This window comes from Rahnella woolbedingensis (assembly GCF_003602095.1).
Classification (GTDB): domain Bacteria; phylum Pseudomonadota; class Gammaproteobacteria; order Enterobacterales; family Enterobacteriaceae; genus Rahnella; species Rahnella woolbedingensis.
This window is the reverse complement of sequence record NZ_RAHH01000032.1, coordinates 1-23,154: the sequence shown is the minus strand read 5'-3', so window position 1 is coordinate 23,154 and position 23,154 is coordinate 1. Positions and strand designations below refer to the sequence as shown.

The following is a 23,154-nucleotide window of genomic DNA, read 5'->3' as shown; positions in this document are numbered from 1 at the left end:
TTGTTCAGCAGAATCGCAAAGGCCTGATGCTGAATTTGATACACGGGTTTCGGCCCGTGTCTTGTTTTCTTATCGGGTGTTTTGTGTAATTTACTGTGCCATCTGGCACAAACGGGTGATGGAAGGAGTTTATAGTGAAAAAGTGGTTATATGCCGCAGGCCTCGGTTTAGTTATGGCTTCTTCAGCGAGCGTTCAGGCTGCTGATAAAATTGCTATCGTTAACGTAGCAAGCATTTTTCAACAAATGCCTGCTCGTGAAGCAGTAGCAAAACAGCTGGAAAACGAGTTCAAAAGCCGTGCGACAGATTTGCAATCTCAGGAACGTGATCTGCAAACCAAAATGCAACGTCTGCAACGTGATGGCTCTACAATGAAAGCCAGCGATCGTTCAAAACTTGAAAAAGACGTTATGGCTCAGCGCGAAGCTTTCTCTGCTAAAGCGCAGCAGTTCGAGCAAGATAACCGTCGTCGCCAGGCTGAAGAACGTAACAAAATCCTGAGCCGTATCCAGGATGCTGTTAAATCTGTAGCCAGCAAAGAAGGTTATGATGTTGTTATCGATGCAAACGCCATTGCGTATGCAAACAACGACAAAGATATTACTGCTGATGTGCTGAAACAGGTTAAATAAACATGTCTTCAATTCGACTGGCTGATCTCGCACAGCAGTTGGATGCACAATTGCACGGTGATGGCGAAATTGCCATCACCGGCGTTGCTTCAATGCATTCCGCACACTCTGAGCAAATCACGTTTTTATCAAACAGCCGTTACCGTGAACAGTTGGCTTCCTGCAATGCAGGTGCCGTAGTGTTGACCGAAGCGGATCTGCCATTTTGCCCTACCGCGGCATTAGTGGTTAAAAACCCTTACCTGACGTACGCGCGTATGGCGCAGTTGCTGGATACTACTCCGGCGCCGGCACAGGATATTGCTGCGAGTGCAGTGATTTCTGACAGTGCAACTTTAGGTAAGAATGTCTCGGTTGGCGCAAATGCAGTTATCGAATCCGGCGTTGTACTGGGTGATAACGTCATCATCGGTGCAGGCTGCTTTATCGGTAAAGAAGCGAAAATAGGGTCAGGAACCCGACTTTGGGCCAACGTTTCTATTTACCATCGCGTGGAGATTGGCGAACAATGCCTGATTCAGTCCGGGACAGTGATTGGCGCTGATGGCTTTGGTTATGCTAACGATCGCGGTAACTGGATCAAAATTCCTCAGCTCGGCACCGTTATTATCGGTGATCGTGTTGAAATCGGCGCCTGTACCACAATCGACCGTGGTGCGCTGGATGACACCATTATCAGCAACGGCGTTATCATCGATAACCAATGTCAGATTGCACACAACGTCGTGATTGGAGACAATACGGCGGTTGCCGGTGGTGTTATCATGGCTGGTAGTCTGAAAATCGGACGCTACTGTCAAATCGGCGGAGCCAGTGTTATCAACGGTCACATGGAGATTTGTGACCAGGCTGTCGTTACGGGAATGGGAATGGTAATGCGACCAATCACTGAACCTGGGGTATACTCCTCCGGTATCCCGTTACAACCGAATAAAGTTTGGCGTAAAACGGCTGCATTGGTAATGAATATTGACGAGATGAATAAGCGCTTGAAAGCTGTCGAGCGTAAAATCGAAAAAGATTAATTACCACCTACGGTGCTGCTTTGTGTTCCCTTCGTTGAGTGAACCTGCGACATACGTTCCTATTTGCGGCCTGCCTGATGACCTTTTTTTGGGGTCTGGCAGGCCGTGTTATTGATGCCATCAGTTTTTATAGACAGGAAGAGTATTTTGACTACTGACACTCATACTCTGCGTATTGAAGAGATTCTGGATTTATTGCCTCACCGTTACCCATTCTTGCTGGTTGACCGCGTGCTGGACTTTGAGAAAGGGAAATTTTTGCGCGCCGTGAAAAACGTTTCTTTTAACGAACCGTTCTTCCAGGGGCACTTCCCGGGTAAACCTATTTTCCCAGGCGTTTTGATTCTGGAAGCGATGGCTCAGGCCACCGGCATTCTGGCGTTCAAAAGCGTAGGAAAACTGGAACCGGGCGAATTGTATTATTTTGCAGCAATCGACGATGCACGCTTTAAACGTCCGGTCTTGCCGGGTGACCAGATGGTTCTGGAAGTTGAATTCATTAAAGAGCGTCGTGGCGTTGCTCGTTTCAAAGGTGTCGCGAAAGTTGATGGTGAGATCGCTTGCGAGGCATCCATGATGTGCGCCCGTCGCCGGGAGTCTTAATACATGATTGATAAAACCGCCTTTATTCATCCAAGCGCTATTGTTGAAGACGGTGCCGTGATCGGCGCCGGAGCCCATATTGGTCCTTTCTGCTACGTGGGTTCCCAGGTAGAAATTGGTGAAGGTACTGAGCTTAAATCACACGTAGTGATTAATGGCGTGACCAAAATTGGTCGCGATAACCGCATTTTCCAGTTCGTTTCCATTGGTGAAATTAACCAGGATCTGAAATATGCAGGTGAACCAACACGCGTTGAGGTCGGCGATCGCAACAATATTCGTGAGAGCGTTACCATTCATCGTGGTACCGTTCAGGGCGGTGGTCTGACAAAAGTAGGCAGCGATAACCTGTTGATGGTTAACGCACATATTGCCCACGATTGCGTCATTGGAAATCGCTGTATTTTGGCGAATAACGCGACCCTGGGTGGTCACGTCGAAATTGATGATTTCGCGATTATTGGCGGTATGACGGCGGTGCACCAGTTCTGTATTATCGGCGCGCATGTCATGGTGGGTGGGTGTTCCGGGGTTGCCCAGGACGTTCCTCCGTTTGTGATTGCGCAAGGAAACCACGCGACACCATTCGGTATCAATATCGAAGGGCTTAAGCGTCGTGGTTTTGAAAAAGCCGATCTGCATGCTATCCGCAATGCCTATAAGTTACTGTATCGCAGCGGTAAAACGCTGGAAGAAGCCCAACCGGAAATCGCTGCAATTGCCGCTGAATTCCCGAAAGCTAAACCCTTCAGTGATTTCTTTGCCCGCTCAACGCGCGGCATTATTCGCTGATCTGCGCTACGGAAAATAATGCAAAAGCCTGTTCTGACAATTGGTCTGGTGGCCGGTGAAACGTCCGGTGACATTCTTGGCGCCGGGCTGATTCGGGCCTTGAAAAAGCATCATCCTGATGCCCGCTTTGTGGGTGTCGCAGGTCCGCTGATGCAGGCGGAAGGATGCGAAGCCTGGTACGAAATGGAAGAACTGGCGGTAATGGGCGTGGTAGAAGTTCTTGAACGATTACCACGCCTGTTGAAAATCCGCAAAGATCTGACCCAACGCTTTAGCGAACTCAAGCCTGATGTGTTTGTGGGCATCGATGCCCCGGATTTTAACATCACGCTGGAAGGTCGTTTAAAGCAGCGCGGTATCCGCACGATTCATTATGTCAGCCCGTCTGTTTGGGCCTGGCGACAAAAGCGCGTTTTCAAAATTGGTAAGGCGACAGATTTAGTTCTGGCATTCCTGCCGTTCGAAAAAGCGTTCTATGACAAATTCAACGTTCCCTGCCGTTTCATTGGCCACACCATGGCCGATGCAATGCCGTTGCATCCTGATAAACAGGCGGCACGTCTGGTGCTGGGGATACCTGATGATGTTCACTGCCTGGCGTTATTGCCGGGAAGCCGCCATGCGGAAGTGGAAATGCTCAGCGCAGATTTCCTTAAAACCGCGTTGCAGTTGCGGGAAACTTATCCTGATTTGCACATCGTGGTACCCCTGGTGAACGCGAAACGTCGCGAGCAGTTCGAGCGTATCAAGGCTGAAATTGCGCCTGATTTGCCCGCTCACTTGCTCGATGGCCAGGGCCGGGATGCGATGATTGCCAGCGATGCGGCTTTGCTGGCATCCGGGACGGCAGCACTCGAATGTATGCTGGCGAAATGTCCGATGGTAGTGGGCTATCGCATGAAACCGTTCACTTTCTGGCTGGCAAAGCGTCTGGTGAAAACACCGTATGTTTCATTGCCAAACTTGCTGGCAAGACGGGAAATTGTCACCGAATTACTGCAAACCGAATGTGTGCCTGAAAAGCTTTCTGCTGCTTTGTTGCCTTTACTGGCCGGTGGCGAGAAAAGCCATGCGCTGCGTGAGACGTTCCTTGAACTGCATGAAAGCATCCGTCGTGATGCAGATGAACAGGCTGCTCAGGCGGTGATGGAGCTGGCAAACCATGAGTGATTTATTTATCTATCCGCAGGCCGTATGTATTGCGGGTGTGGATGAAGTGGGTCGCGGCCCGTTAGTGGGCGCTGTGGTAACAGCTGCGGTGATCCTCGATCCGGCCAATCCGATTAAAGGCCTGGCGGATTCTAAAAAACTGTCTGAAAAGCGCCGTGAGGCGTTATACATCGAAATTAAAGAGAAAGCGCTGGCCTGGAGTCTCGGGCGTGCGGAACCGCATGAAATCGATGAACTGAATATTCTGCATGCCACCATGCTGGCCATGCAAAGAGCGGTTGCTGGTTTGGGTATCACGCCTGATATGGTGCTGATTGATGGCAACCGCTGCCCTAAACTTCCGATGGCGTCACAGGCGGTGGTGAAAGGGGATAGCAAGGTCGCTGAAATCAGCGCTGCTTCCATTCTGGCTAAAGTCACCCGCGATCGCGAAATGGTTGAACTGGATCTTCAGTTCCCTGAATATGGTTTTGCGAAGCACAAAGGTTACCCGACGCCGGTGCATCTCGAAAGCCTTGCCCGCCTTGGAGCAACAGCACATCACCGTCGAAGTTTCTCTCCGGTGAAACGCGCGCTCGGGCTGGCATAACGCGTCACTTGTTCCTGCCCCGTTTTGCGGGGTATACAACCCTTAATTCACTCATTTCTGGACTCTGGATATGGCCGAACCTCGTTTTATTCATCTGCGTGTACATAGCGACTATTCCATGGTGGATGGGCTCGCGAAAGTGGGCCCGCTGGTGAAATGCGCAGCGTCACTCGGCATGCCCGCTCTGGCGATTACAGATTTCACCAACCTTTGCGGACTGGTAAAATTTTACGGCGCCGCGCACGGTGCCGGCATTAAGCCGATTATCGGCGCAGACCTGAATGTTCAGAGTGAAATCCTCGGCGATGAGCTGGCTCAACTGACCGTTCTGGCGATGAATAATCAGGGCTACCAGAATCTGACGTTGCTCATCTCCAGAGCCTATCAGCGCGGTTATGGCGCTGCCGGACCCATTGTCGACCTCGAGTGGATGGCTGAGCTGAACGAAGGCCTGATCCTGCTTTCCGGCGCGAGAATGGGCGACGTCGGCAAGTTCCTGACCCGCGGCAATGATTTGCAAGTGAATCAGTGTCTGGATTTCTACCAGCAATATTTCCCTGACCGCTATTACCTCGAATTAATCCGCACCGGCCGCGCAGAAGAAGAAAACTATCTTCATGCTGCCGTGGCACTGGCGACAGAGCGTGGTTTGCCGGTCGTGGCCACTAACGATGTGCGGTTTATGGTGCCGACCGATTTTGATGCCCATGAAATCCGCGTCGCAATCCACGACGGTTTTACTCTCGACGATCCCAAACGTCCGCGTAATTACACTTCGCAGCAATATATGCGCAGTGAAGACGAAATGTGCGAGCTGTTTGAAGATGTTCCTGAAGCGCTGCAAAACAGCGTGGAAATCGCCAAACGCTGTAACGTGACCATCCGTCTGGGCGAATATTTCCTGCCTCAATTCCCGACCGGCGATATGACCACGGCAGATTTCCTGGTCGAGAAATCGAAAATCGGTCTGGAAGAGCGTCTCGAGTTTTTATTCCCTGATCCGCAAGTGCGTGCTGAAAAACGGGTTGAATACGACGAACGTCTGGACATCGAACTCGGCGTTATCAACCAGATGGGATTCCCGGGATACTTCCTGATCGTAATGGAATTCATCCAGTGGTCGAAAGATAACAGCGTGCCGGTCGGACCGGGACGTGGTTCCGGTGCGGGTTCTTTGGTGGCGTATGCGCTGAAAATTACCGATCTGGATCCGCTGGAGTTTGACCTGCTGTTCGAACGTTTCCTTAACCCTGAGCGTGTTTCCATGCCCGACTTTGACGTCGACTTCTGCATGGAAAAGCGCGACCGGGTAATCGATCACGTCTCTGAAATGTACGGTCGTGAAGCTGTTTCGCAGATCATCACTTTCGGTACGATGGCCGCCAAAGCGGTTATCCGAGATGTGGGGCGCGTCCTCGGTCACCCGTATGGTTTCGTTGACCGCATTTCAAAACTGGTGCCACCTGATCCGGGGATGACGCTGGAAAAAGCGTTTGCCGCAGAACCTCAGTTGCCAGAGATTTATGAGGCTGACGAGGAAGTTAAGTCGCTGATCGACATGGCCCGTCAGCTGGAGGGTGTCACCCGTAATGCCGGTAAACACGCCGGTGGGGTGGTCATCGCGCCAACCAAAATTACCGACTTCGCGCCGCTTTATTGCGATGCCGAAGGTAACCATCCGGTTACACAGTTCGATAAAAACGACGTGGAATATGCCGGGCTGGTGAAGTTTGACTTCCTCGGCCTGCGTACGCTGACCATCATCGACTGGGCGCTGGCAATGATTAACGCCCGCCGCGAGAAAACCGGTGAGCCACCGCTGGACATTGCTGCCATCCCGCTCGATGACAAGAAAAGTTTCGAAATGCTGCAACGTTCGGAAACCACAGCGGTATTCCAGCTTGAATCGCGCGGCATGAAAGATCTGATCAAACGTCTCAAGCCCGACAGTTTCGAAGACATGATCGCACTGGTGGCGCTGTTCCGTCCGGGGCCGTTGCAGTCAGGCATGGTAGATAACTTTATCGACCGTAAACATGGTCGCGAAGAGATTTCCTATCCGGATATCCAGTGGCAGCATGAATCTCTGAAACCTGTGCTGGAGCCGACTTACGGCATCATCTTGTACCAGGAACAGGTCATGCAGATTGCGCAGGTTCTGGCGGGTTATTCGCTGGGTGGCGCAGACATGCTTCGTCGTGCGATGGGTAAGAAAAACCCGGTTGAAATGGCCAAGCAGCGCGGCGGTTTTGAAGACGGTGCGAAATCTCGCGGCATCGACGGCGAACTGGCGATTAAAATCTTCGATCTGGTAGAAAAATTCGCCGGTTACGGTTTTAACAAATCTCACTCAGCGGCCTATGCGTTAGTGTCATATCAGACGCTATGGCTGAAAGCGCATTATCCGGCAGAATTCATGGCGGCGGTAATGACCGCGGATATGGATAACACCGAGAAAGTGGTCGGTCTGGTCGACGAATGCTGGCGTATGGGGCTGAAAATTCTGCCGCCTGATATCAACAGCGGCCTGTACCATTTCCATGTGAACGACGAAGGTGAAATTGTTTACGGCATTGGCGCTATCAAAGGCGTGGGCGAAGGTCCGATTGAAGCCATTATTGAGGCGCGTAATGAGGGCGGCTATTTCAAAGAGCTGTTTGATCTCTGCGCGCGTGCTGATGTCAAAAAACTGAACAAACGTATTCTCGAAAAACTGATCATGTCCGGTGCCTTTGACCGTTTAGGCCCGCACCGCGCTGCACTGATGAGTTCTCTGCCGGACGCACTGAAAGCCGCTGATCAGCATGCTAAAGCTGAAGCGATTGGTCAGGTGGATATGTTTGGTGTTCTGGCCGAAGCGCCGGAACAGGTCGAAAAATCCTACTCGAATGTGATGCCGTGGCCGGAACAAACGGTGCTGGATGGCGAACGTGAAACGCTCGGGTTATATCTGACTGGCCATCCGATCACCCAGTATTTGAAAGAAATCGAGCGTTATGGCGGCGGCCAGCGCCTGAAAGATATGCACCCGACGGAACGGGGCAAAATGACCGTTGCAGTGGGACTGGTGCTCGCTGCACGCGTTATGGTCACCAAGCGCGGTAACCGCATTGGGATTTGTACACTGGATGACCGCTCAGGTCGTCTGGAAGTCATGTTGTTCACCGAAGCGTTGGAAAAATTTCAGCATTTATTGGAAAAAGACCGTATCCTTATCGCCACAGGACAGGTCAGCTTTGATGACTTCAGTGGCGGGCTTAAAATGATGGCCCGCGATGTAATGGACATCAGTGAAGCACGGGAAAAATATGCTCGCGGTCTTGCTATATCGCTGACTGACAGGCAAATTGATGACCAGCTTTTGAACCGTCTCCGCCAATCGTTGGAACCTCATCGATCGGGGACGATACCAGTGCATCTGTATTACCAACGAGAAAACGCAAGAGCCCGGCTACGATTCGGGGCGTCATGGCGTGTTACGCCAACGGACAAACTGTTGCTGGATTTGCGAGGCCTGGTCGGTAGTGAGCAGGTGGAACTGGAATTTGACTAAAATAGGAATGCTATGAGTCTGAATTTTCTTGATTTTGAACAGCCGATTGCGGAACTGGAAGCGAAAATTGACTCGCTGACTGCAGTCAGCCGTCAAGACGAAAAATTAGATATTAATCTTGACGAAGAAGTTGCACGCTTGCGCGAAAAGAGCGTTGAACTGACTCGTAAGATTTTCTCTGATCTGGGTGCCTGGCAAATTGCCCAACTGGCGCGCCATCCTCGTCGCCCTTATACCCTGGATTATATCAAACATATCTTTACTGATTTTGATGAACTGGCGGGTGACCGTGCCTATGCAGACGATAAAGCTATCGTTGGCGGTATCGCCCGTTTAGGTGAACGTGCCGTGATGATCATTGGTCATCAGAAAGGCCGTGAAACCAAAGAGAAAATTCGTCGTAACTTCGGTATGCCTGCGCCGGAAGGGTATCGCAAAGCGTTACGCCTGATGGAAATGGCCGAACGCTTCAAACTGCCAATCATTACCTTCATCGACACTCCGGGTGCTTATCCTGGCGTTGGCGCTGAAGAACGTGGACAGTCTGAAGCTATCGCCCGTAACCTGCGCGAAATGTCCCGCCTGAATGTACCGGTTATCTGCACCGTGATCGGTGAAGGGGGTTCCGGTGGCGCACTGGCTATTGGCGTTGGCGATAAAGTTAACATGCTGCAATACAGCACCTATTCGGTCATTTCACCGGAAGGTTGTGCTTCTATCTTGTGGAAGAGCGCGGATAAGGCTCCACTGGCTGCGGAAGCAATGGGTATTGTTGCACCGCGTCTGAAAGAGCTGAAACTGATCGACTCCGTTATTCCGGAGCCTTTGGGTGGCGCTCACCGCAACGTGGAAGCTATGGCGGCTTCTCTGCGTGCACAACTGGAAGCTGATCTCAGCGATCTGGATGTTCTCAGCACTGAAGAACTGCGCAACCGTCGTTATCAGCGTCTGATGACTTACGGCTACTGCTGATTTGCGAGTGATTTCGAAAAGGCCATGCTGATGCATGGCCTTTTTTATTGTCTGTTTTCCCGCTCAGACTTTCCTGCAATCTTAAAACCCTATGTTTTGACCCAAACTCATCAGCAAGGGGTACACAGCAGGGACCAACCGTGTTTCTATTAATACCTGAGATAAAAACAACAGAAGGATTTGTCAGATGAATATTATCGCTATCATGCGCCCGGACGGGGCTTACTATAAAGAGGAGCCAATCCGTGAACTGGATAGCGCACTGACGCTTCTTGGGTTTCAGATAATTTATCCGCGTGACCGGGCTGACTTACTCAAACTCATCGAAAACAATGCCCGGATCTGCGGCGCGATTTTCGACTGGGATCAGCACAGTGAAGAGCTGTGTACAGAAATTAACGAGCTGAATGAATATCTGCCTCTGTATGCATTTATCAATACGCATTCGACGCTGGACGTTGATGTCAATGAAATGCGTATGGTGCTGTATTTCTTTGAATATGCCCTGAGTGCGGCCGACGATATCGCTAAACGCGTCCGTCAGTACACCGATGAGTACATCGACACGATTACGCCGCCGCTGACGAAAGCCCTATTCACCTATGTGGAAGAGGGGAAGTACACCTTTTGTACGCCGGGACATATGGCCGGTACGGCCTTTTTAAAAAGTCCGGTAGGAACGCTGTTCTATGATTTTTTCGGAGCGAAAACGCTGAAAGCAGATGTGTCGATTTCGGTCACTGAGTTGGGTTCTCTGCTCGATCACACCGGCCCGCATCTGGAAGCTGAAGAATATATCGCGCGAACGTTCGGCTCTGAACAGAGTTATATCGTCACCAACGGTACGTCGACTGCCAACAAAATAGTCGGCATGTATGCAGCGCCTGCCGGAAGTACGGTGCTCATTGACCGTAACTGTCATAAATCACTCGCGCATCTGATGATGATGACCAATATCGTGCCGATCTATTTGCGCCCGAACCGCAATGCTTACGGCATTCTTGGCGGGATCCCGCAGCGTGAATTTACCCGCGAGAGCATCGAAGAAAAAATTGCCCAGACCGTGAATGCCACCTGGCCGGTTCACGCCGTCATTACTAATTCCACGTACGATGGCCTGCTGTACAACACCGATTACATCAAAAATACCCTGGATGTTCCGTCGATTCATTTCGATTCCGCATGGGTGCCCTACACCAACTTCCATCCTATTTATGATGGCAAAAGCGGAATGAGCGGCGAACGGATCCCGGGGAAAGTCATCTACGAAACGCAGTCGACGCACAAATTGCTGGCGGCTTTCTCGCAGGCTTCGATGATCCACATTAAAGGTGATTACAACGAGAGCACCTTTAATGAAGCCTATATGATGCACACCACGACGTCGCCAAACTACGGCATTGTGGCCTCAGCGGAAACCGCGGCGGCGATGCTGCGCGGGAATCCCGGACGGCGCCTGATCAACCGCTCGGTGGAACGTGCGCTGCATTTTCGTAAAGAGATCCAAAGACTGCGTGAAGAAACTGACGGCTGGTTCTTCGATATCTGGCAGCCGGAACATATTGACGAAGCTGAATGCTGGCCACTGAATCCGGATCAAAACTGGCATGGTTTCGCCAATGCTGATACTGATCATATGTATCTGGATCCGATCAAAGTGACCATTCTGACACCCGGCATGAATGAAATGGGTAAGCTGGAAGAAGAGGGGATCCCGGCAGCGTTAGTGGCGAAATTCCTCGATGAGCGCGGTGTCGTGGTGGAGAAAACGGGGCCCTATAACCTGCTTTTCCTGTTCAGTATCGGCATTGATAAAACCAAGTCTATGAGCCTGATGCGCGGTCTGACTGATTTCAAACGCAGTTACGATCTCAATCTGCGGGTCAAGAATATGCTGCCAGATCTGTATGCGGAAGATCCTGATTTCTACCGCAATATGCGTATTCAGGATCTGGCGCAGGGGATCCACAAGCTGATCGTCCGTCATGACCTGCCGCGTTTAATGCTGGAAGCCTTTGAAGTGCTGCCGGAAATGAAAATGACACCGTATGAAATGTTCCAGCATCAGGTTCGCGGGCACATTGATGAATGTGATATCGATGAGCTGATCGGCAAAGTGTCAGCCAACATGATCCTGCCTTATCCTCCGGGTGTGCCGGTGGTGATGCCGGGAGAGATGATCACCGAGGAAAGCCGCGCGGTGCTCGATTTCCTGATTATGCTGTGCTCAATAGGCGAGCGTTACCCCGGTTTTGAAACCGATATTCATGGAACGCGTCTCACAGAAGACGGGCGCTATCTGGTGAAAGTCTTAAAACTTCCGGAAGTGGAGTAACAAATGGCCCTCTTCGTGAGGGCTTTTTATTGACGACTCCGGACAGCCTGAGTAACGTTCACCTCAGAAATCAACAGGACATGACTATGCTTACTCTTCGCCAGATCCACCATATCGCTGTTATTGGATCCGATTATCAGGCCAGCAAACATTTTTACTGCGACATTCTCGGGTTCACATTACTGGGCGAGTTTTATCGTGAAGAGCGTGATTCCTGGAAAGCCGATCTGGCGCTCAACGGTCAGTACACCTTAGAACTGTTTAGTTTTCCGCAGCCGCCGGCGCGTCCAAGCCGCCCGGAAGCCTGTGGATTGCGGCATCTGGCATTTAGCGTTGATGATATCGAACAGTCCATTTCAGCGCTCACTACCGCGGGTGTCGTCTGTGAAACGGTACGAATAGATCCCTACACCGGTAAAAAATTCACGTTCTTTAACGACCCGGATGGCTTGCCGCTGGAATTGTACGAATCCTGATCATTCTATGAACTCAAAAACTGCTGCGACATTTCTGACCGAACATCTGCGCCATAAAATCGGTGACGGACGCAAACTTTGCGTGGCGTTCAGCGGCGGGCTGGATTCATCCGTCCTGCTGGCCGGGCTGGCAGAGTTACGTGATACCACACTGCCGGAAATCGAACTGCGGGCGCTTCATATTCATCATGGGTTAAGTCAGTTTGCCGATGACTGGGTGGAACACTGCCAGGAGTTTTGTCAGCAACGGAAGATCACTTTTTCTGCCGTCAAAGTGCATATTGATGCGCAAAACGGCGGTACAGAAGCTGCCGCGAGAACGGCGCGATATCAGGCATTTGCCGACAATCTGGTCAGCAATGAAATCTTACTGACTGCGCAGCATCTCAACGATCAGTGTGAAACCTTTATGCTGGCGCTTAAGCGTGGCAGCGGCCCGGCGGGTCTTTCCGCGATGAGCGCGGACAGTTCAGCGCACGGTTATCGTTTGTTACGCCCTCTGCTCGACCTTACCCGTGAGCAGCTTGAAGAATTTGCGGCCCGGTCTCAGCTGAGCTGGATCGAGGACGACAGTAACGGTGATGCCCGCTTTGATCGCAACTTCCTGCGGCTGGAGATCCTGCCCGCGCTGTATGATCGCTGGCCGCACTTTGCTCAGGCTGCCACCCGCAGCGCACTGCTTTGCGCAGAACAGGAATCCCTACTGGACGAGTTGCTCAATGAATCCCTCAATGTTTTGGTTGATGGACAGAGGAGTTTGTCGGTCGAGGGTCTCAAGGCGTTTTCAGCTGTCAGACGCTCTGCATTAATGCGCCGCTGGCTGGCTTTGCTCGGTGAAAAAATGCCTTCGCGCGAGCAGTTGCAAAGAATATGGGATGAAGTGGCATTAAGCCGCGAAGATGCACAGGCGCAGTTAGTACTGGGAGGCATGGTTATCAGGCGTTTTCGTCAGCGTCTGTATTTATTACCGGAATTCCAGTCACTGAAAGATCAGATTATCTGCTGGGATCCGTGCGAAAAATTAATGCTGCCGGACGGGCTGGGCTTTCTGGAAATCGATATTGATCCCCGTACGCAAGCGGATGGTTGTCTGATCCGCCAGCCTCACGCTGATGAGAAGATCACCGTACGTTTTCAGGCGCAGGGATCTATTGAAAAAGTCGGGCGGGATCGTGCGCGTCAGGCGAAAAAACTCTGGTCGGAACTGGGTGTTCCGCCGTGGCAGCGCGATCGTATTCCATTGATTTATTACAATGAGCAACTGATGGCCGCACCGGGATGGTTTATCACCCGCCAGGCCCTGACTGAAAATAACGAAGCGCAGTGGCGGATCGTCTGGTACGTGGCGTAATTAAAGATAAGTTAATATTGGGCAGTTCTTATACGCCCGGGGAGTGGTGATGTTGGTTGTGATGAGAAGTCTGACAGCAATAGCGACCCTTATGCTGGTCAGTTTACCGGCTCTGGCCGGCGGAAATGTGGCTGACGGGCAGTCAAAATCAGCCAGTTGCGCGGCGTGTCACGGCGCAAAGGGGCAGGCGGTAAATTCTATCTACCCTAAACTGGCAGGGCAAAATGCAGATTATCTGGCGCTTTCGTTACACGCTTATAAAAAAGGTGAGCGAAGTGGCGGGCAGGCCGGAGTGATGCAGGCATTCAGTTCATCATTGTCGGATCAGGATATCAGCGATTTGTCGGCGTATTACGCCAGCCTGGCTCCGCTGAAATAAGCGGGGGGCAGAAATGCAAACGGGCAATCCTGAGATTGCCCGTGAGGTAAATTGAAGGTGGTTTCTGCTATTCAGCGCTGACAACTACCGTGCCAATTTCCGGATGGCTAAAGCTTTCAATGTGATCTAAACGAAGATCCCGTTGTTCGCCGTTCGCCTCAACCACCAGATATTCCACTTTTTTACGCATTAACAAATCGTTGGCTTTTGCCTCAACAATTTCTCCGCTACGCATCTTCAGCGTCAAAACCAGGTGATTCTGGCAGGCGAGCTCGAGATTATCGTAGTCATCGCAATTGATGGGTTGGTACTCATCATTCATCGACATAATCGCTCACCAATAAGTTAGCGGCGGCATAGGCCGCCTGGTCCCTAACGGAAGACGGAAGTTCAGCGTTTGCTGCCACTTCGTCCAATGCTTTCAATACACAGCCCAACGCATCGGGCACATATCCGAGATCGCCGCTGGCGATTTCAGAATATCTACGGCGTACCAACTCACAGTATTGTTGCATAAGTTCTCCCTAAAAAGCGTATCCCTCTGAGGAAAGCGCAGAAAGATAAGCTCTCAGTATTTAACGACTATAGCACAGGAGAGTGTGAGTTATTAGCGGGCCTGTAAAGGTAAATCGTTTGCCTAAATCCAATATTGAGGATGACCATCGGGGGAAAACTGGTCGCGGCAGGACGCTTTCAAGTACACTGTGCGTCTATTATCAAGGGGTTTACCATGGCGTTAAAAGCAACTATTTATAAAGCAGCAGTCAATATCGCCGATATGGACCGCAATTTCTTTCATGACGCTAACCTGACACTGGCGCAGCATCCTTCAGAAACAGAACAACGCATGATGCTGCGTTTGCTGGCATGGATTTATCATGCTGACGAAAGACTGGCATTTACCCGCGGATTAAGCGCGGAAGATGAGCCGGAAATCTGGCGCAAGAATGACCACAACGGTATCGAATTGTGGGTCGAATTGGGATTACCTGATGAGAAGCGTCTGAAAAAAGCCTGTAACCAATCGCGCGAAGTTGTCCTTTACGCGTATGGTGAGCGTGCAGCGAAAGTCTGGTGGTCGCAAATCGAGGGCAAAGTCAGAGGTTTTGAGAACCTGCGAATCCGTTATATAGAAGATGAGTTACTGACTCAGCTGACCGCTTTCGGCAGCCGTACTATGAATTTACAGGCAACGTTGCAGGACGGAACTATTTGGCTTTCTGATGCTCAGAGTAATTTGGAAATTCATTTTTCTGAATGGAAAGAGTCTGTTGTGAAAGAAGCCAGGTAATCAGCGTGCTAATCCTTTCTGGAAAACTGGAAATACCCGACAGCGAAATCGAATTAACGGCGATACGCGCTCAGGGGAACGGCGGCCAGAACGTCAATAAAACCTCAACGGCCATACATTTACGCTTTGATATTAAAGCGTCGAGTTTGCCAGAATATTACAAAGAGCGGTTACTGGCGTTCAACCATCATTCTGTTACCGCCGATGGCTGGGTCATTATTAAGGCCCAGGAATATCGCAGCCAGGAGATGAATCGTGAAGCCGCTCTGGCACGGCTTGGGGCATTGATTTCACAGGCGATGGTGGTAGAAAAACCACGCCGGGCCACAAAACCGACCCGCGGGTCTAAAATTCGCCGGGTAGAAAGTAAGGTTCGCAAGGGTGCGACGAAAGCATTGCGGGGCAAGGTACGGTAGCCCTAAATTTGTGCTGCAGGACAATTTTTATCGCAGCACTGTGGAATAGCAGTAGGGGAGAAACTGTGAAAAAAATCATTATTGGGGCAGTGCTGGCGCTCGGGGCGTTATCATTGTTCGGCTGTCATACCGCCGCATTTAACCATGACAAACCTTTGCAGGCGATGCAGCAAAGTTACAGCGGCTTGTTGCCCTGCGCGGATTGCAGCGGCCTGAAAACGTCACTTTTCCTGCAACAGGACGGAACATATATCCTGCAGGAAATTTATCAGGGAAGTAAAGGCGGCGATCAGGCGTTCGCCAGTTACGGGCGCTGGGCGCGAACTGCCGATAAACTGGTGCTGACGGGTAACGGTGGTGAGAAACGCTATTTCCATCCGAAAGATGAAAATCTGGAAATGCTGAATATGAGCGGCGAGCCCATTACCTCTCAGTTCAATTATACCTTGAAGCCGGTGCAGCAAAGTTTGCCTAAGACGCCGATGGCACTGACCGGAATGATGCAATACAGCGCCGATGCCGCGTCATTCAAAGATTGTGCAACCGGTAAAGTGTTCCCGATGTCGGCAAATAAATCACTGCAGGAAGGCTATCTTGCGGCGCGTAAAGCACCCAATCAGCTGGTCTTCCTTGCTATGGATGGCCATTTCATGACGGAGCCATCAATGGAAGAAGGGCAGTTACAGAACGCCGTGGTGGCGGATAAAAACGTCAAGTTTGACGCCACCAAATCCTGCCCTTAAAACCAAGCTGACTGAACTGCTCCAACTGAATTGTACAGACAAAAATGCCCGCAAAAAGCGGGCATTTTTTATGGCAAACAATCTTTAGCCAATATTAACGCGGGATCTGGCTCAGCAGATATTCGACGATATCGCTTTGTTTGATCATCTGTTTTTCGCTGGAACGACGGTTTTTGTATTCCAGCTCTTCAGCGTCCAGATTACGATCACCAATCACTACGTGATGCGGAACACCGATCAGTTCCATATCCGCGAACATGACGCCCGGGCGCTCTTTACGATCGTCGAGGATCACATCGATACCGTGTGAACGCAGTTCTTTGTACAACGCTTCTGCCGCATCTTTCACGCGGAAAGATTTGTGCATGTTCATTGGCAGAATAGCGACCTGGAAGGGGGCGATAGCATCCGGCCAGATAATGCCGCGATCGTCATGGTTTTGCTCAATCGCCGCAGCAACCACACGGGTCACGCCGATACCGTAACAACCCATGGTCATTACCTGATTACGGCCATCTTCACCCTGAACCGTCGCATTCATCGCTTCTGAGTATTTGGTACCCAGCTGGAAGATATGACCGACTTCGATACCGCGTTTGATAACCAAAGTACCCTGGCCATCCGGGCTTGGATCGCCGGCGACGACGTTACGGATATCGGCGACTTCTGGCAGCGCAGCATCGCGATCCCAGTTAATACCGAAGTAATGCTTACCGTCGATGTTAGCACCTGCGCTGAAATCGCTCATGGCGGCAACAGTGCGGTCAGCAACAACAGGCATCGGCAGATTGACCGGACCGAGAGAACCCGGACCCGCAGCCATGATTTCACGAATTTCAGCTTCTGTCGCAAAAGTCAGTGGTGCAGCAACTTGTGGCAGTTTTTCAGCTTTGATTTCGTTCAGCTCATGATCGCCACGCACCAGCAGTGCAACCAGTTTATGGCCGCTTTCTGCCGTCGCGTGAACCATCAGGGTCTTAACGGTTTTCTCAACCGGAACCTGGAACTGTTCAGTCAGTTCAGCGATGGTTTTAGCGTTTGGCGTTTCAACAACACGCATTTCTTCGGTTGCCGCAGCGCGCGGAGCTGCCGGAGCCAGGGCTTCAGCGAATTCGATGTTAGCCGCGAAATCAGAAGAATCAGAGAACACCACATCATCTTCGCCGCTCTGCGCCAGAACCTGGAATTCATGCGAAGCGCTGCCGCCGATAGAACCGGTATCAGCCAGCACGGCACGAAAATCCAGCCCCATGCGGTTGAAAATCTGGCTGTAAGCGGCGTACATGGCATCGTAAGTTTCCTGCAAAGATTCCTGCGTCGCGTGGAACGAGTAGGCATCTTTCATCAGGAATTCACGGGAACGCATCACGCCAAAACGCGGACGAACTTCGTCACGGAATTTGGTCTGGATCTGGAAGAAGTTCAGCGGCAATTGTTTGTACGAGCTGACTTCATTACGGATCAAATCGGTAATGACTTCTTCGTGGGTCGGGCCCAGAACGAATGGACGATCGCCACGGTCAACGAAACGCAGCAACTCCGGACCGTATTGTTCCCAACGTCCGCTCTCCTGCCATAAGTCGGCGGGCTGAACTACCGGCATCGACACTTCAATGGCGTTCGCGTTGTTCATTTCTTCGCGTACGATGTTTTCAACTTTCTTGAGAACACGTAAGCCGGTAGGCAGCCAGGTATACAGGCCTGAGGCCAGTTTACGGATCATCCCCGCACGCAGCATCAGCTGATGGCTGATCACTTCCGCGTCGGCTGGCGTCTCTTTCAGTGTAGAGAGCAGATATTGAGTAGTACGCATGATGTTGTTGGTTCCGTTAGCACTGCAAATTGCAATCAGGCTGCCTTTGGCAGCCAAAACGTGAAAAGTGGTTTAGTTTACCAGCGAGTTGCTGTTGTCAAAAGAGACGCAGAGGAAATTTAGTCTTTGTCGAGGGACAATACCTGATTCAGAGAGCCCGTCACCCGCCAGCGAACATTAAACTCCAGCAGACGAACGGCGTAATCCCGCTCGGCGGCTTCTCCCTTACGGTACGCCGGACGAGGATCCTGTCCTAAAACCTGCGTAATAAAACGGCGCAGATGCGGGTATTGCCTCGCATGCTCTTCCAGCTGCTGTTCAGCCTGCGGCAAAAATTCTACCGGCATATTGGCTTCCGGCGCATGCTGGGCAAACCCGGCGCGCGCTTCAGGATGGCTTTCTGCGAAGGGAAGGTAAGGCTTAATATCCACGACAGGCGTGCCATCCACCAAATCCAGACTGCCCAGCTGCAGAATGACATTTTGTCCCTGACAGCGGATCCCTTTAAGCTCAACCAGAGACATCCCAAGCGGATTTGGCCTGAAGGTTGAGCGGGTAGCAAATACCCCGGTACGTGTATTTCCGCCCAGGCGTGGCGGACGAACTGTGGGACGCCAGCCGCCTTCCATCGTCTGATGAAAAATGAACATCACCCATAAATGGCTGAAGTCTTCCAGCCCGCGAACCGCTTCGGGCTGGTTATACGGCGCGTGCAGATGTAATTCACCGCCACCATCCTCAATCAAACCCGGCTGGCGCGGAACAGCAAACTTCTCTTTATAGGGCGAGTGTATCGTCCCTATTTGCTCAAAAGAAAATGAGGTCATTTAAACGTGACGTTGAGGGCAGAACCCTGACAAATCGCCTGCTCGAAACATCCCGGCACACCGCTGATGATCTGACACTGGTGCAGTAATACTGCATTGGCCTTCATATAAGAGGCGCGGGTCAGCATTCTTTTGCGTGCGGCAGCGAGGCTGGGTGGTGCATCATTTTGGTCGCCCTGGCAGGATTCGCCGGAGACTTCGCCTAAATCACGGAAAGGGCTACCGACCAGTGCTTCAGCGTCTTTATAGAGTTTTACCGGGGCAGGGCGGACCGGAGCCGGTTTAGCTTTAACGGGTTTTGGCTCTTCTTTAACAACGGGTGCAGGAGGGGTTGGCTGTGGATGTTCCGTCGCAGAGCAACCCGCCAGCAAAAGCGCCGACAAACAGAGAGGTAAAGCACGCATGGTATATCCTCTGCTTTTTAATATGTTTACAGGAAAGAATGTGGCGTTATTGAACCAAGGTATTGAGGAAATAACAAGGCGGGCATATGCCCGCCTTGAATTTAATTATGAAAGTAATATTTACAGCGTAATTGTCAGGACGAAATTTGCATCCCTGACAGCAACGGATTACCAGCCTTTAACTGCGCCGCCGTTGAAGATTTTGTTCGCTGCAGCGTTAACTTCTTCAGACTGGTAAGCCTGAACGAATTTCTTCACGTTTTCAGCGTCTTTGTTATCTTCACGCGCAACGATCAGGTTAACGTACGGAGATTCTTTATCTTCTACAAAGATGCCGTCTTTCTCCGGAGTCAGGTTGATCTGGCTCGCGTAAGTGGTGTTGATTACTGCCAGAGCGATTTTCGCATCATCCAGTGAACGTGGCAGTTGTGGTGCTTCCAGCTCAACCAGTTTCAGATTTTTAGGGTTCTCAGTCACATCCAGAACGGTTGGCAGCAGACCAACGCCATCTTTCAGTTTAATCAGACCGACTTTTTGCAGCAGCAGCAGTGAACGGCCGAGGTTAGTCGGGTCGTTTGGCAGAGCAACCTGGTCGCCATCTTTCAGTTCATCAACAGATTTGATTTTCTTAGAGTAACCGGCGATTGGGTAAACGAAAGTGTTACCGACCGGAACCAGTTTGTAGCCACGATCTTTGATTTGCTGATCCAGGTAAGGTTTATGCTGGAAGGCGTTAACGTCGATATCGCCTTTGCTCAGCGCTTCGTTAGGTAACACGTAATCGTTGAAAGTCACCAGTTCAACGTCAAGACCGTATTTCTCTTTCGCTACTTTCTGAGCGACTTCAGCAACTTGTTGTTCTGAACCGACAATTACACCCACTTTGATATGGTTTGGATCTTGTTCTTTTGGTCCGCAACCGACTAATGCCAGCGATCCCAGAAGCGCGCCGACAACGGCAATGGATTTGAATTTGTTAGACATGTCCTTTCCTCAATAAACGGATATAAATCATTCACAGGGTAGCTATTACAGCTGCTATTTCTTATTTATGTGTGACTGCTTTTACGATGCGGTCGCCACAAAATTGAATTAAATACACCAAAACCACTAACAAGACTAATACCGTATTCATCACAGTTGCGTCGTAACCGATATAACCGTATTGATAACCGATTTGTCCCAAACCACCGGCGCCGACAGCGCCACCCATAGCAGAATAGCCTACGAGAGTGATGAGCGTGATGGTCGCTGCATTGACCAGACCCGGCAGAGCTTCTGGCAACAAGATTTTACGGATTATCTGCATTGGTGTGGCACCCATCGCGCGGGAAGCTTCCACCAGACCGCTTGGAATTTCCAGCAGGGCATTCTCAACCATACGGGCAATAAACGGAGCTGCACCGACAGTCAGCGGAACAATCGCGGCCTGCAGACCGATAGAGGTACCGACAATCAAGCGGGTGAACGGGATCATCCACACCAGCAGGATAATAAAAGGAATAGAACGGAAAATATTCACCAGCGCTGACATCACGCGGTAGACGTTTTTATTCTCTGCAATCTGACCCGGACGCGTCACATACAGCAGGACGCCAAAAGGCAAGCCCAGTACAAAACCAAAGAAGCCAGAGGTCAGTGTCATAATGACAGTTTCCCAGATACCCCGGCCCATTAACCACATCATTGCCTCAGACATAACCGAGTACCTCTACTTTCACCTGATTCTCATGCAGGAACTGAATTGCTGCCTGAGTGTTTTCTTCTGAACCGTGCATTTCTGTCAGCATAATCCCGAACTTCACGCCGCCGGCGTAATCCATCTGAGCACTGATAATGTTGTTATTAATGTCAAAGCGACGTACGACTTCTGAAAGCAGCGGGGCATCGACCGACTGACCGGTAAATTCCAGACGCAATAAAGGCACACGATCTGCTTCTGGTTGCGGCACCATACGTTTGGCGTAATCTTCCGGGATATCCAGGTGTAATGTGGACTGAATGAACTGCTGAGCCAGCGGAGTTTTCGGATGAGAGAACATCTCGCTCACTTTATCCTGCTCAATGAGTTTACCGTCGCTGATGACTGCAACCTGATCGCAAATACGTTTTACGACGTCCATCTCGTGTGTAATGAGCAGGATGGTCAACCCCAGACGACGGTTGATGTCTTTCAGCAGCTCCAGAATGGCTCGGGTTGTGGCCGGATCCAGGGCGCTGGTGGCTTCATCACACAGCAACACTTTCGGATTGCTGGCCAGTGCACGGGCAATCGCCACACGTTGTTTCTGTCCGCCGGAAAGATTCGCCGGGTAGGCGTCATGTTTATCTTCCAGACCCACCAGACTTAGCAGTTCAGAAACGCGCTTTTTGATTTCAGCAGAAGACAGGTTGTCCAGTTCCAGTGGCAACGCGACATTGCCGAAAACGGTGCGCGAAGAAAGCAGATTAAAGTGCTGAAAGATCATCCCAATCTGGCGACGTGCGCGCGTCAGCTCTTTTTCAGAAAAAGAAATCAAATCCTGACCATCAACCAATACCTGGCCTTCAGTCGGGCGTTCAAGCAAATTGACGCAGCGTATCAGGGTACTTTTCCCTGCACCGGATGAGCCGATGACGCCATAAATTTGTCCGGCAGGGACGTGAAGACTCACGTCAGAGAGCGCGACTATCTGGCGCGAACCCTGCTGGAAAACCTTGGTGATGTTTGAAAGTTTAATCATATTATTTTTTATTCTGTCTTTTTGCTGTGACGTGGTGAAATTAACTCTTCGGGGGGCGTCCCCGTAGCATGTCGTGGATGCTAAGGCGTCTAGACGTCTAAGTCAACCAGGTTAGCATTCTCACAGGCAGTGAAAACATGCGATACTCACGCCATTAATCAGGCATCAGGAGCAAATTCGTGGCACAACCTGTTTCAGCAATCTTTCTTGACCGTGATGGTACTTTGAATGTCGATCACGGCTATGTACATGAAATCGATAACTTCCAGTTTATCGATGGCGTCATTGACGCCTGTCTTAAATTAAAGGAAATGGGCTTTCTGTTGGTACTGGTGACCAATCAGTCCGGTATTGCACGCGGTAAATTTACTGAAGATCAGTTTATGACGCTGACAGAATGGATGGACTGGTCTCTGGCTGACCGTGGTGTCGATCTCGACGGCATCTACTTCTGTCCTCACCATCCTGAAGGCACCGTTAAAGAGTTTACCCAGGTTTGTGATTGCCGTAAGCCACTGCCAGGTATGTTTTTAACCGCTAAAGAAGAGCTCGATATTGATATGGCTTCTTCTTATATGGTGGGCGATAAACTCGAAGACATGCAGGCGGCTGCGGCTGCGGGTGTCGGACATAAGATTTTAGTGCGCACTGGTAAGCCGGTTACAGAACAAAGTGAAAGTGCAGCTGATGCGGTGCTGGAAAGCCTTGCTGCTTTGCCTTCCTTTATAGCAAAAGCGTAAAAACAGGGGGCTTTGGATAAAAAAACGGCAAACGAAATAAAACTGTGTTTATTCGCTTGCCATTACAATCTAACTCCCTATAATGCCGCTCCATCGACAGGGAACAACGTGAACAACATCACGAAGTGACCGGGTCGGAAAAATTAAAAACAGCGGCAACCGGATGAAATAAACGGTTGACACTGAATGAGGAAAGCGTAATATATGCCCCTCGAGTTAGCAAGCGAAAGCGCGTAACTCACTGCTCTTTAACAATTTATCAGACAATCTGTGTGGGCACTCACAAGACGATATCAGCCACCTCGGTGGCAAAAAATATC

24 protein-coding genes are annotated in these 23,154 nt (G+C 50.8%); 16 read left to right on the top strand and 8 right to left on the bottom strand.

Annotated elements, in window-relative coordinates:
- The first annotated feature begins 134 nt into the window (after positions 1 to 134).
- The 12 genes from skp to D6C13_RS21400 all read left to right on the top strand — a co-directional run bounded on the left by skp (position 135) and on the right by D6C13_RS21400 (position 13,877).
- A complete protein-coding gene (skp, locus tag D6C13_RS21455; protein ID WP_120134677.1) occupies positions 135 to 632 on the top strand; it encodes a molecular chaperone Skp in 498 nt (165 codons plus the stop codon).
- 2 nt (positions 633 to 634) lie between these two features.
- Entirely contained in the window at positions 635 to 1,657 is a 1,023-nt protein-coding gene (lpxD, locus tag D6C13_RS21450) for a UDP-3-O-(3-hydroxymyristoyl)glucosamine N-acyltransferase (protein WP_120134676.1), read from the top strand.
- Positions 1,658 to 1,804: 147 nt separating this feature from the next.
- Positions 1,805 to 2,260 carry a 3-hydroxyacyl-ACP dehydratase FabZ gene (fabZ, locus tag D6C13_RS21445; protein WP_095923207.1) on the top strand — a complete coding sequence of 152 codons (456 nt, stop codon included), beginning with the start codon at positions 1,805 to 1,807 and terminating at the stop codon, positions 2,258 to 2,260.
- Between the two features lie 3 nt (positions 2,261 to 2,263).
- The gene (gene lpxA / locus D6C13_RS21440) at positions 2,264 to 3,052 is read left to right on the top strand and encodes an acyl-ACP--UDP-N-acetylglucosamine O-acyltransferase (RefSeq protein ID WP_120134675.1); all 789 of its coding nucleotides are present in this window, start codon (positions 2,264 to 2,266) and stop codon (positions 3,050 to 3,052) included.
- A gap of 18 nt (positions 3,053 to 3,070) precedes the next feature.
- A complete protein-coding gene (lpxB, locus tag D6C13_RS21435) occupies positions 3,071 to 4,222 on the top strand; it encodes a lipid-A-disaccharide synthase (RefSeq protein WP_425272740.1) in 1,152 nt (383 codons plus the stop codon).
- Entirely contained in the window at positions 4,215 to 4,811 is a 597-nt protein-coding gene (gene rnhB / locus D6C13_RS21430; protein WP_120134673.1) for a ribonuclease HII, read from the top strand. The genes lpxB and rnhB overlap by 8 nt, the downstream gene beginning before the upstream one ends.
- 70 nt (positions 4,812 to 4,881) lie before the next feature.
- Complete coding sequence (gene dnaE / locus D6C13_RS21425; protein WP_120134672.1) at positions 4,882 to 8,364, top strand: DNA polymerase III subunit alpha; 3,483 nt, start codon at positions 4,882 to 4,884, stop codon at positions 8,362 to 8,364.
- Positions 8,365 to 8,376: 12 nt separating this feature from the next.
- Entirely contained in the window at positions 8,377 to 9,336 is a 960-nt protein-coding gene (gene accA / locus D6C13_RS21420) for an acetyl-CoA carboxylase carboxyl transferase subunit alpha (protein WP_120134671.1), read from the top strand.
- 187 nt (positions 9,337 to 9,523) lie between these two features.
- Entirely contained in the window at positions 9,524 to 11,671 is a 2,148-nt protein-coding gene (locus tag D6C13_RS21415) for a lysine decarboxylase LdcC (protein ID WP_120134670.1), read from the top strand.
- Positions 11,672 to 11,757: 86 nt separating this feature from the next.
- Positions 11,758 to 12,147: a VOC family protein gene (locus D6C13_RS21410; RefSeq protein ID WP_120134669.1), complete on the top strand. Its 390-nt coding sequence runs from the start codon at positions 11,758 to 11,760 to the stop codon at positions 12,145 to 12,147.
- A gap of 7 nt (positions 12,148 to 12,154) precedes the next feature.
- A complete protein-coding gene (gene tilS / locus D6C13_RS21405; RefSeq protein ID WP_120134668.1) occupies positions 12,155 to 13,498 on the top strand; it encodes a tRNA lysidine(34) synthetase TilS in 1,344 nt (447 codons plus the stop codon).
- A gap of 49 nt (positions 13,499 to 13,547) precedes the next feature.
- Complete coding sequence (locus tag D6C13_RS21400) at positions 13,548 to 13,877, top strand: c-type cytochrome (RefSeq protein WP_167458061.1); 330 nt, start codon at positions 13,548 to 13,550, stop codon at positions 13,875 to 13,877.
- Positions 13,878 to 13,944: 67 nt separating this feature from the next.
- Here D6C13_RS21400 and rof read toward each other — a convergent pair whose 3' ends face one another.
- Together rof and D6C13_RS21390 are read right to left on the bottom strand one after the other, a co-directional pair.
- The gene (gene rof, locus D6C13_RS21395) at positions 13,945 to 14,205 is read right to left on the bottom strand and encodes a Rho-binding antiterminator (RefSeq protein WP_120134666.1); all 261 of its coding nucleotides are present in this window, start codon (positions 14,203 to 14,205) and stop codon (positions 13,945 to 13,947) included.
- Positions 14,192 to 14,392, bottom strand: a complete 201-nt coding sequence (locus D6C13_RS21390) for a YaeP family protein (protein WP_013574215.1) — start codon at positions 14,390 to 14,392, stop codon at positions 14,192 to 14,194. The genes rof and D6C13_RS21390 overlap by 14 nt, the downstream gene beginning before the upstream one ends.
- A 215-nt stretch (positions 14,393 to 14,607) precedes the next feature.
- On the opposite strand from D6C13_RS21390, the gene D6C13_RS21385 reads away from it, so the two are divergent.
- The 3 genes from D6C13_RS21385 to nlpE all read left to right on the top strand — a co-directional run bounded on the left by D6C13_RS21385 (position 14,608) and on the right by nlpE (position 16,327).
- Entirely contained in the window at positions 14,608 to 15,168 is a 561-nt protein-coding gene (locus D6C13_RS21385; RefSeq protein ID WP_120134665.1) for a YaeQ family protein, read from the top strand.
- Positions 15,135 to 15,584, top strand: a complete 450-nt coding sequence (arfB, locus tag D6C13_RS21380) for an alternative ribosome rescue aminoacyl-tRNA hydrolase ArfB (protein WP_425272739.1) — start codon at positions 15,135 to 15,137, stop codon at positions 15,582 to 15,584. Before D6C13_RS21385 ends, arfB begins: the two co-directional genes overlap by 34 nt.
- A gap of 65 nt (positions 15,585 to 15,649) precedes the next feature.
- Positions 15,650 to 16,327 (top strand): envelope stress response activation lipoprotein NlpE, encoded by a 678-nt coding sequence (nlpE, locus tag D6C13_RS21375; protein ID WP_120134663.1) that lies wholly within the window; start codon positions 15,650 to 15,652, stop codon positions 16,325 to 16,327.
- A gap of 94 nt (positions 16,328 to 16,421) precedes the next feature.
- Here nlpE and proS read toward each other — a convergent pair whose 3' ends face one another.
- The 6 genes from proS to metN all read right to left on the bottom strand — a co-directional run bounded on the left by proS (position 16,422) and on the right by metN (position 22,094).
- Complete coding sequence (gene proS, locus D6C13_RS21370; RefSeq protein ID WP_120134662.1) at positions 16,422 to 18,140, bottom strand: proline--tRNA ligase; 1,719 nt, start codon at positions 18,138 to 18,140, stop codon at positions 16,422 to 16,424.
- 119 nt (positions 18,141 to 18,259) lie between these two features.
- Positions 18,260 to 18,967, bottom strand: a complete 708-nt coding sequence (gene tsaA / locus D6C13_RS21365; RefSeq protein ID WP_120134661.1) for a tRNA (N6-threonylcarbamoyladenosine(37)-N6)-methyltransferase TrmO — start codon at positions 18,965 to 18,967, stop codon at positions 18,260 to 18,262.
- Positions 18,964 to 19,371 carry an Rcs stress response system protein RcsF gene (rcsF, locus tag D6C13_RS21360; RefSeq protein ID WP_120134660.1) on the bottom strand — a complete coding sequence of 136 codons (408 nt, stop codon included), beginning with the start codon at positions 19,369 to 19,371 and terminating at the stop codon, positions 18,964 to 18,966. The genes tsaA and rcsF overlap by 4 nt, the downstream gene beginning before the upstream one ends.
- A gap of 168 nt (positions 19,372 to 19,539) precedes the next feature.
- The gene (locus tag D6C13_RS21355) at positions 19,540 to 20,355 is read right to left on the bottom strand and encodes a MetQ/NlpA family lipoprotein (RefSeq protein WP_120134659.1); all 816 of its coding nucleotides are present in this window, start codon (positions 20,353 to 20,355) and stop codon (positions 19,540 to 19,542) included.
- 61 nt (positions 20,356 to 20,416) lie between these two features.
- Positions 20,417 to 21,070, bottom strand: a complete 654-nt coding sequence (locus tag D6C13_RS21350) for a methionine ABC transporter permease MetI (RefSeq protein ID WP_120134658.1) — start codon at positions 21,068 to 21,070, stop codon at positions 20,417 to 20,419.
- Positions 21,063 to 22,094 (bottom strand): methionine ABC transporter ATP-binding protein MetN, encoded by a 1,032-nt coding sequence (gene metN / locus D6C13_RS21345; RefSeq protein ID WP_120134657.1) that lies wholly within the window; start codon positions 22,092 to 22,094, stop codon positions 21,063 to 21,065. The genes D6C13_RS21350 and metN overlap by 8 nt, the downstream gene beginning before the upstream one ends.
- A gap of 179 nt (positions 22,095 to 22,273) precedes the next feature.
- Between metN and gmhB the strand changes: the two genes are divergently transcribed.
- Positions 22,274 to 22,834: a D-glycero-beta-D-manno-heptose 1,7-bisphosphate 7-phosphatase gene (gmhB, locus tag D6C13_RS21340; protein ID WP_120134656.1), complete on the top strand. Its 561-nt coding sequence runs from the start codon at positions 22,274 to 22,276 to the stop codon at positions 22,832 to 22,834.
- Positions 22,835 to 23,154 lie beyond the last annotated feature (320 nt).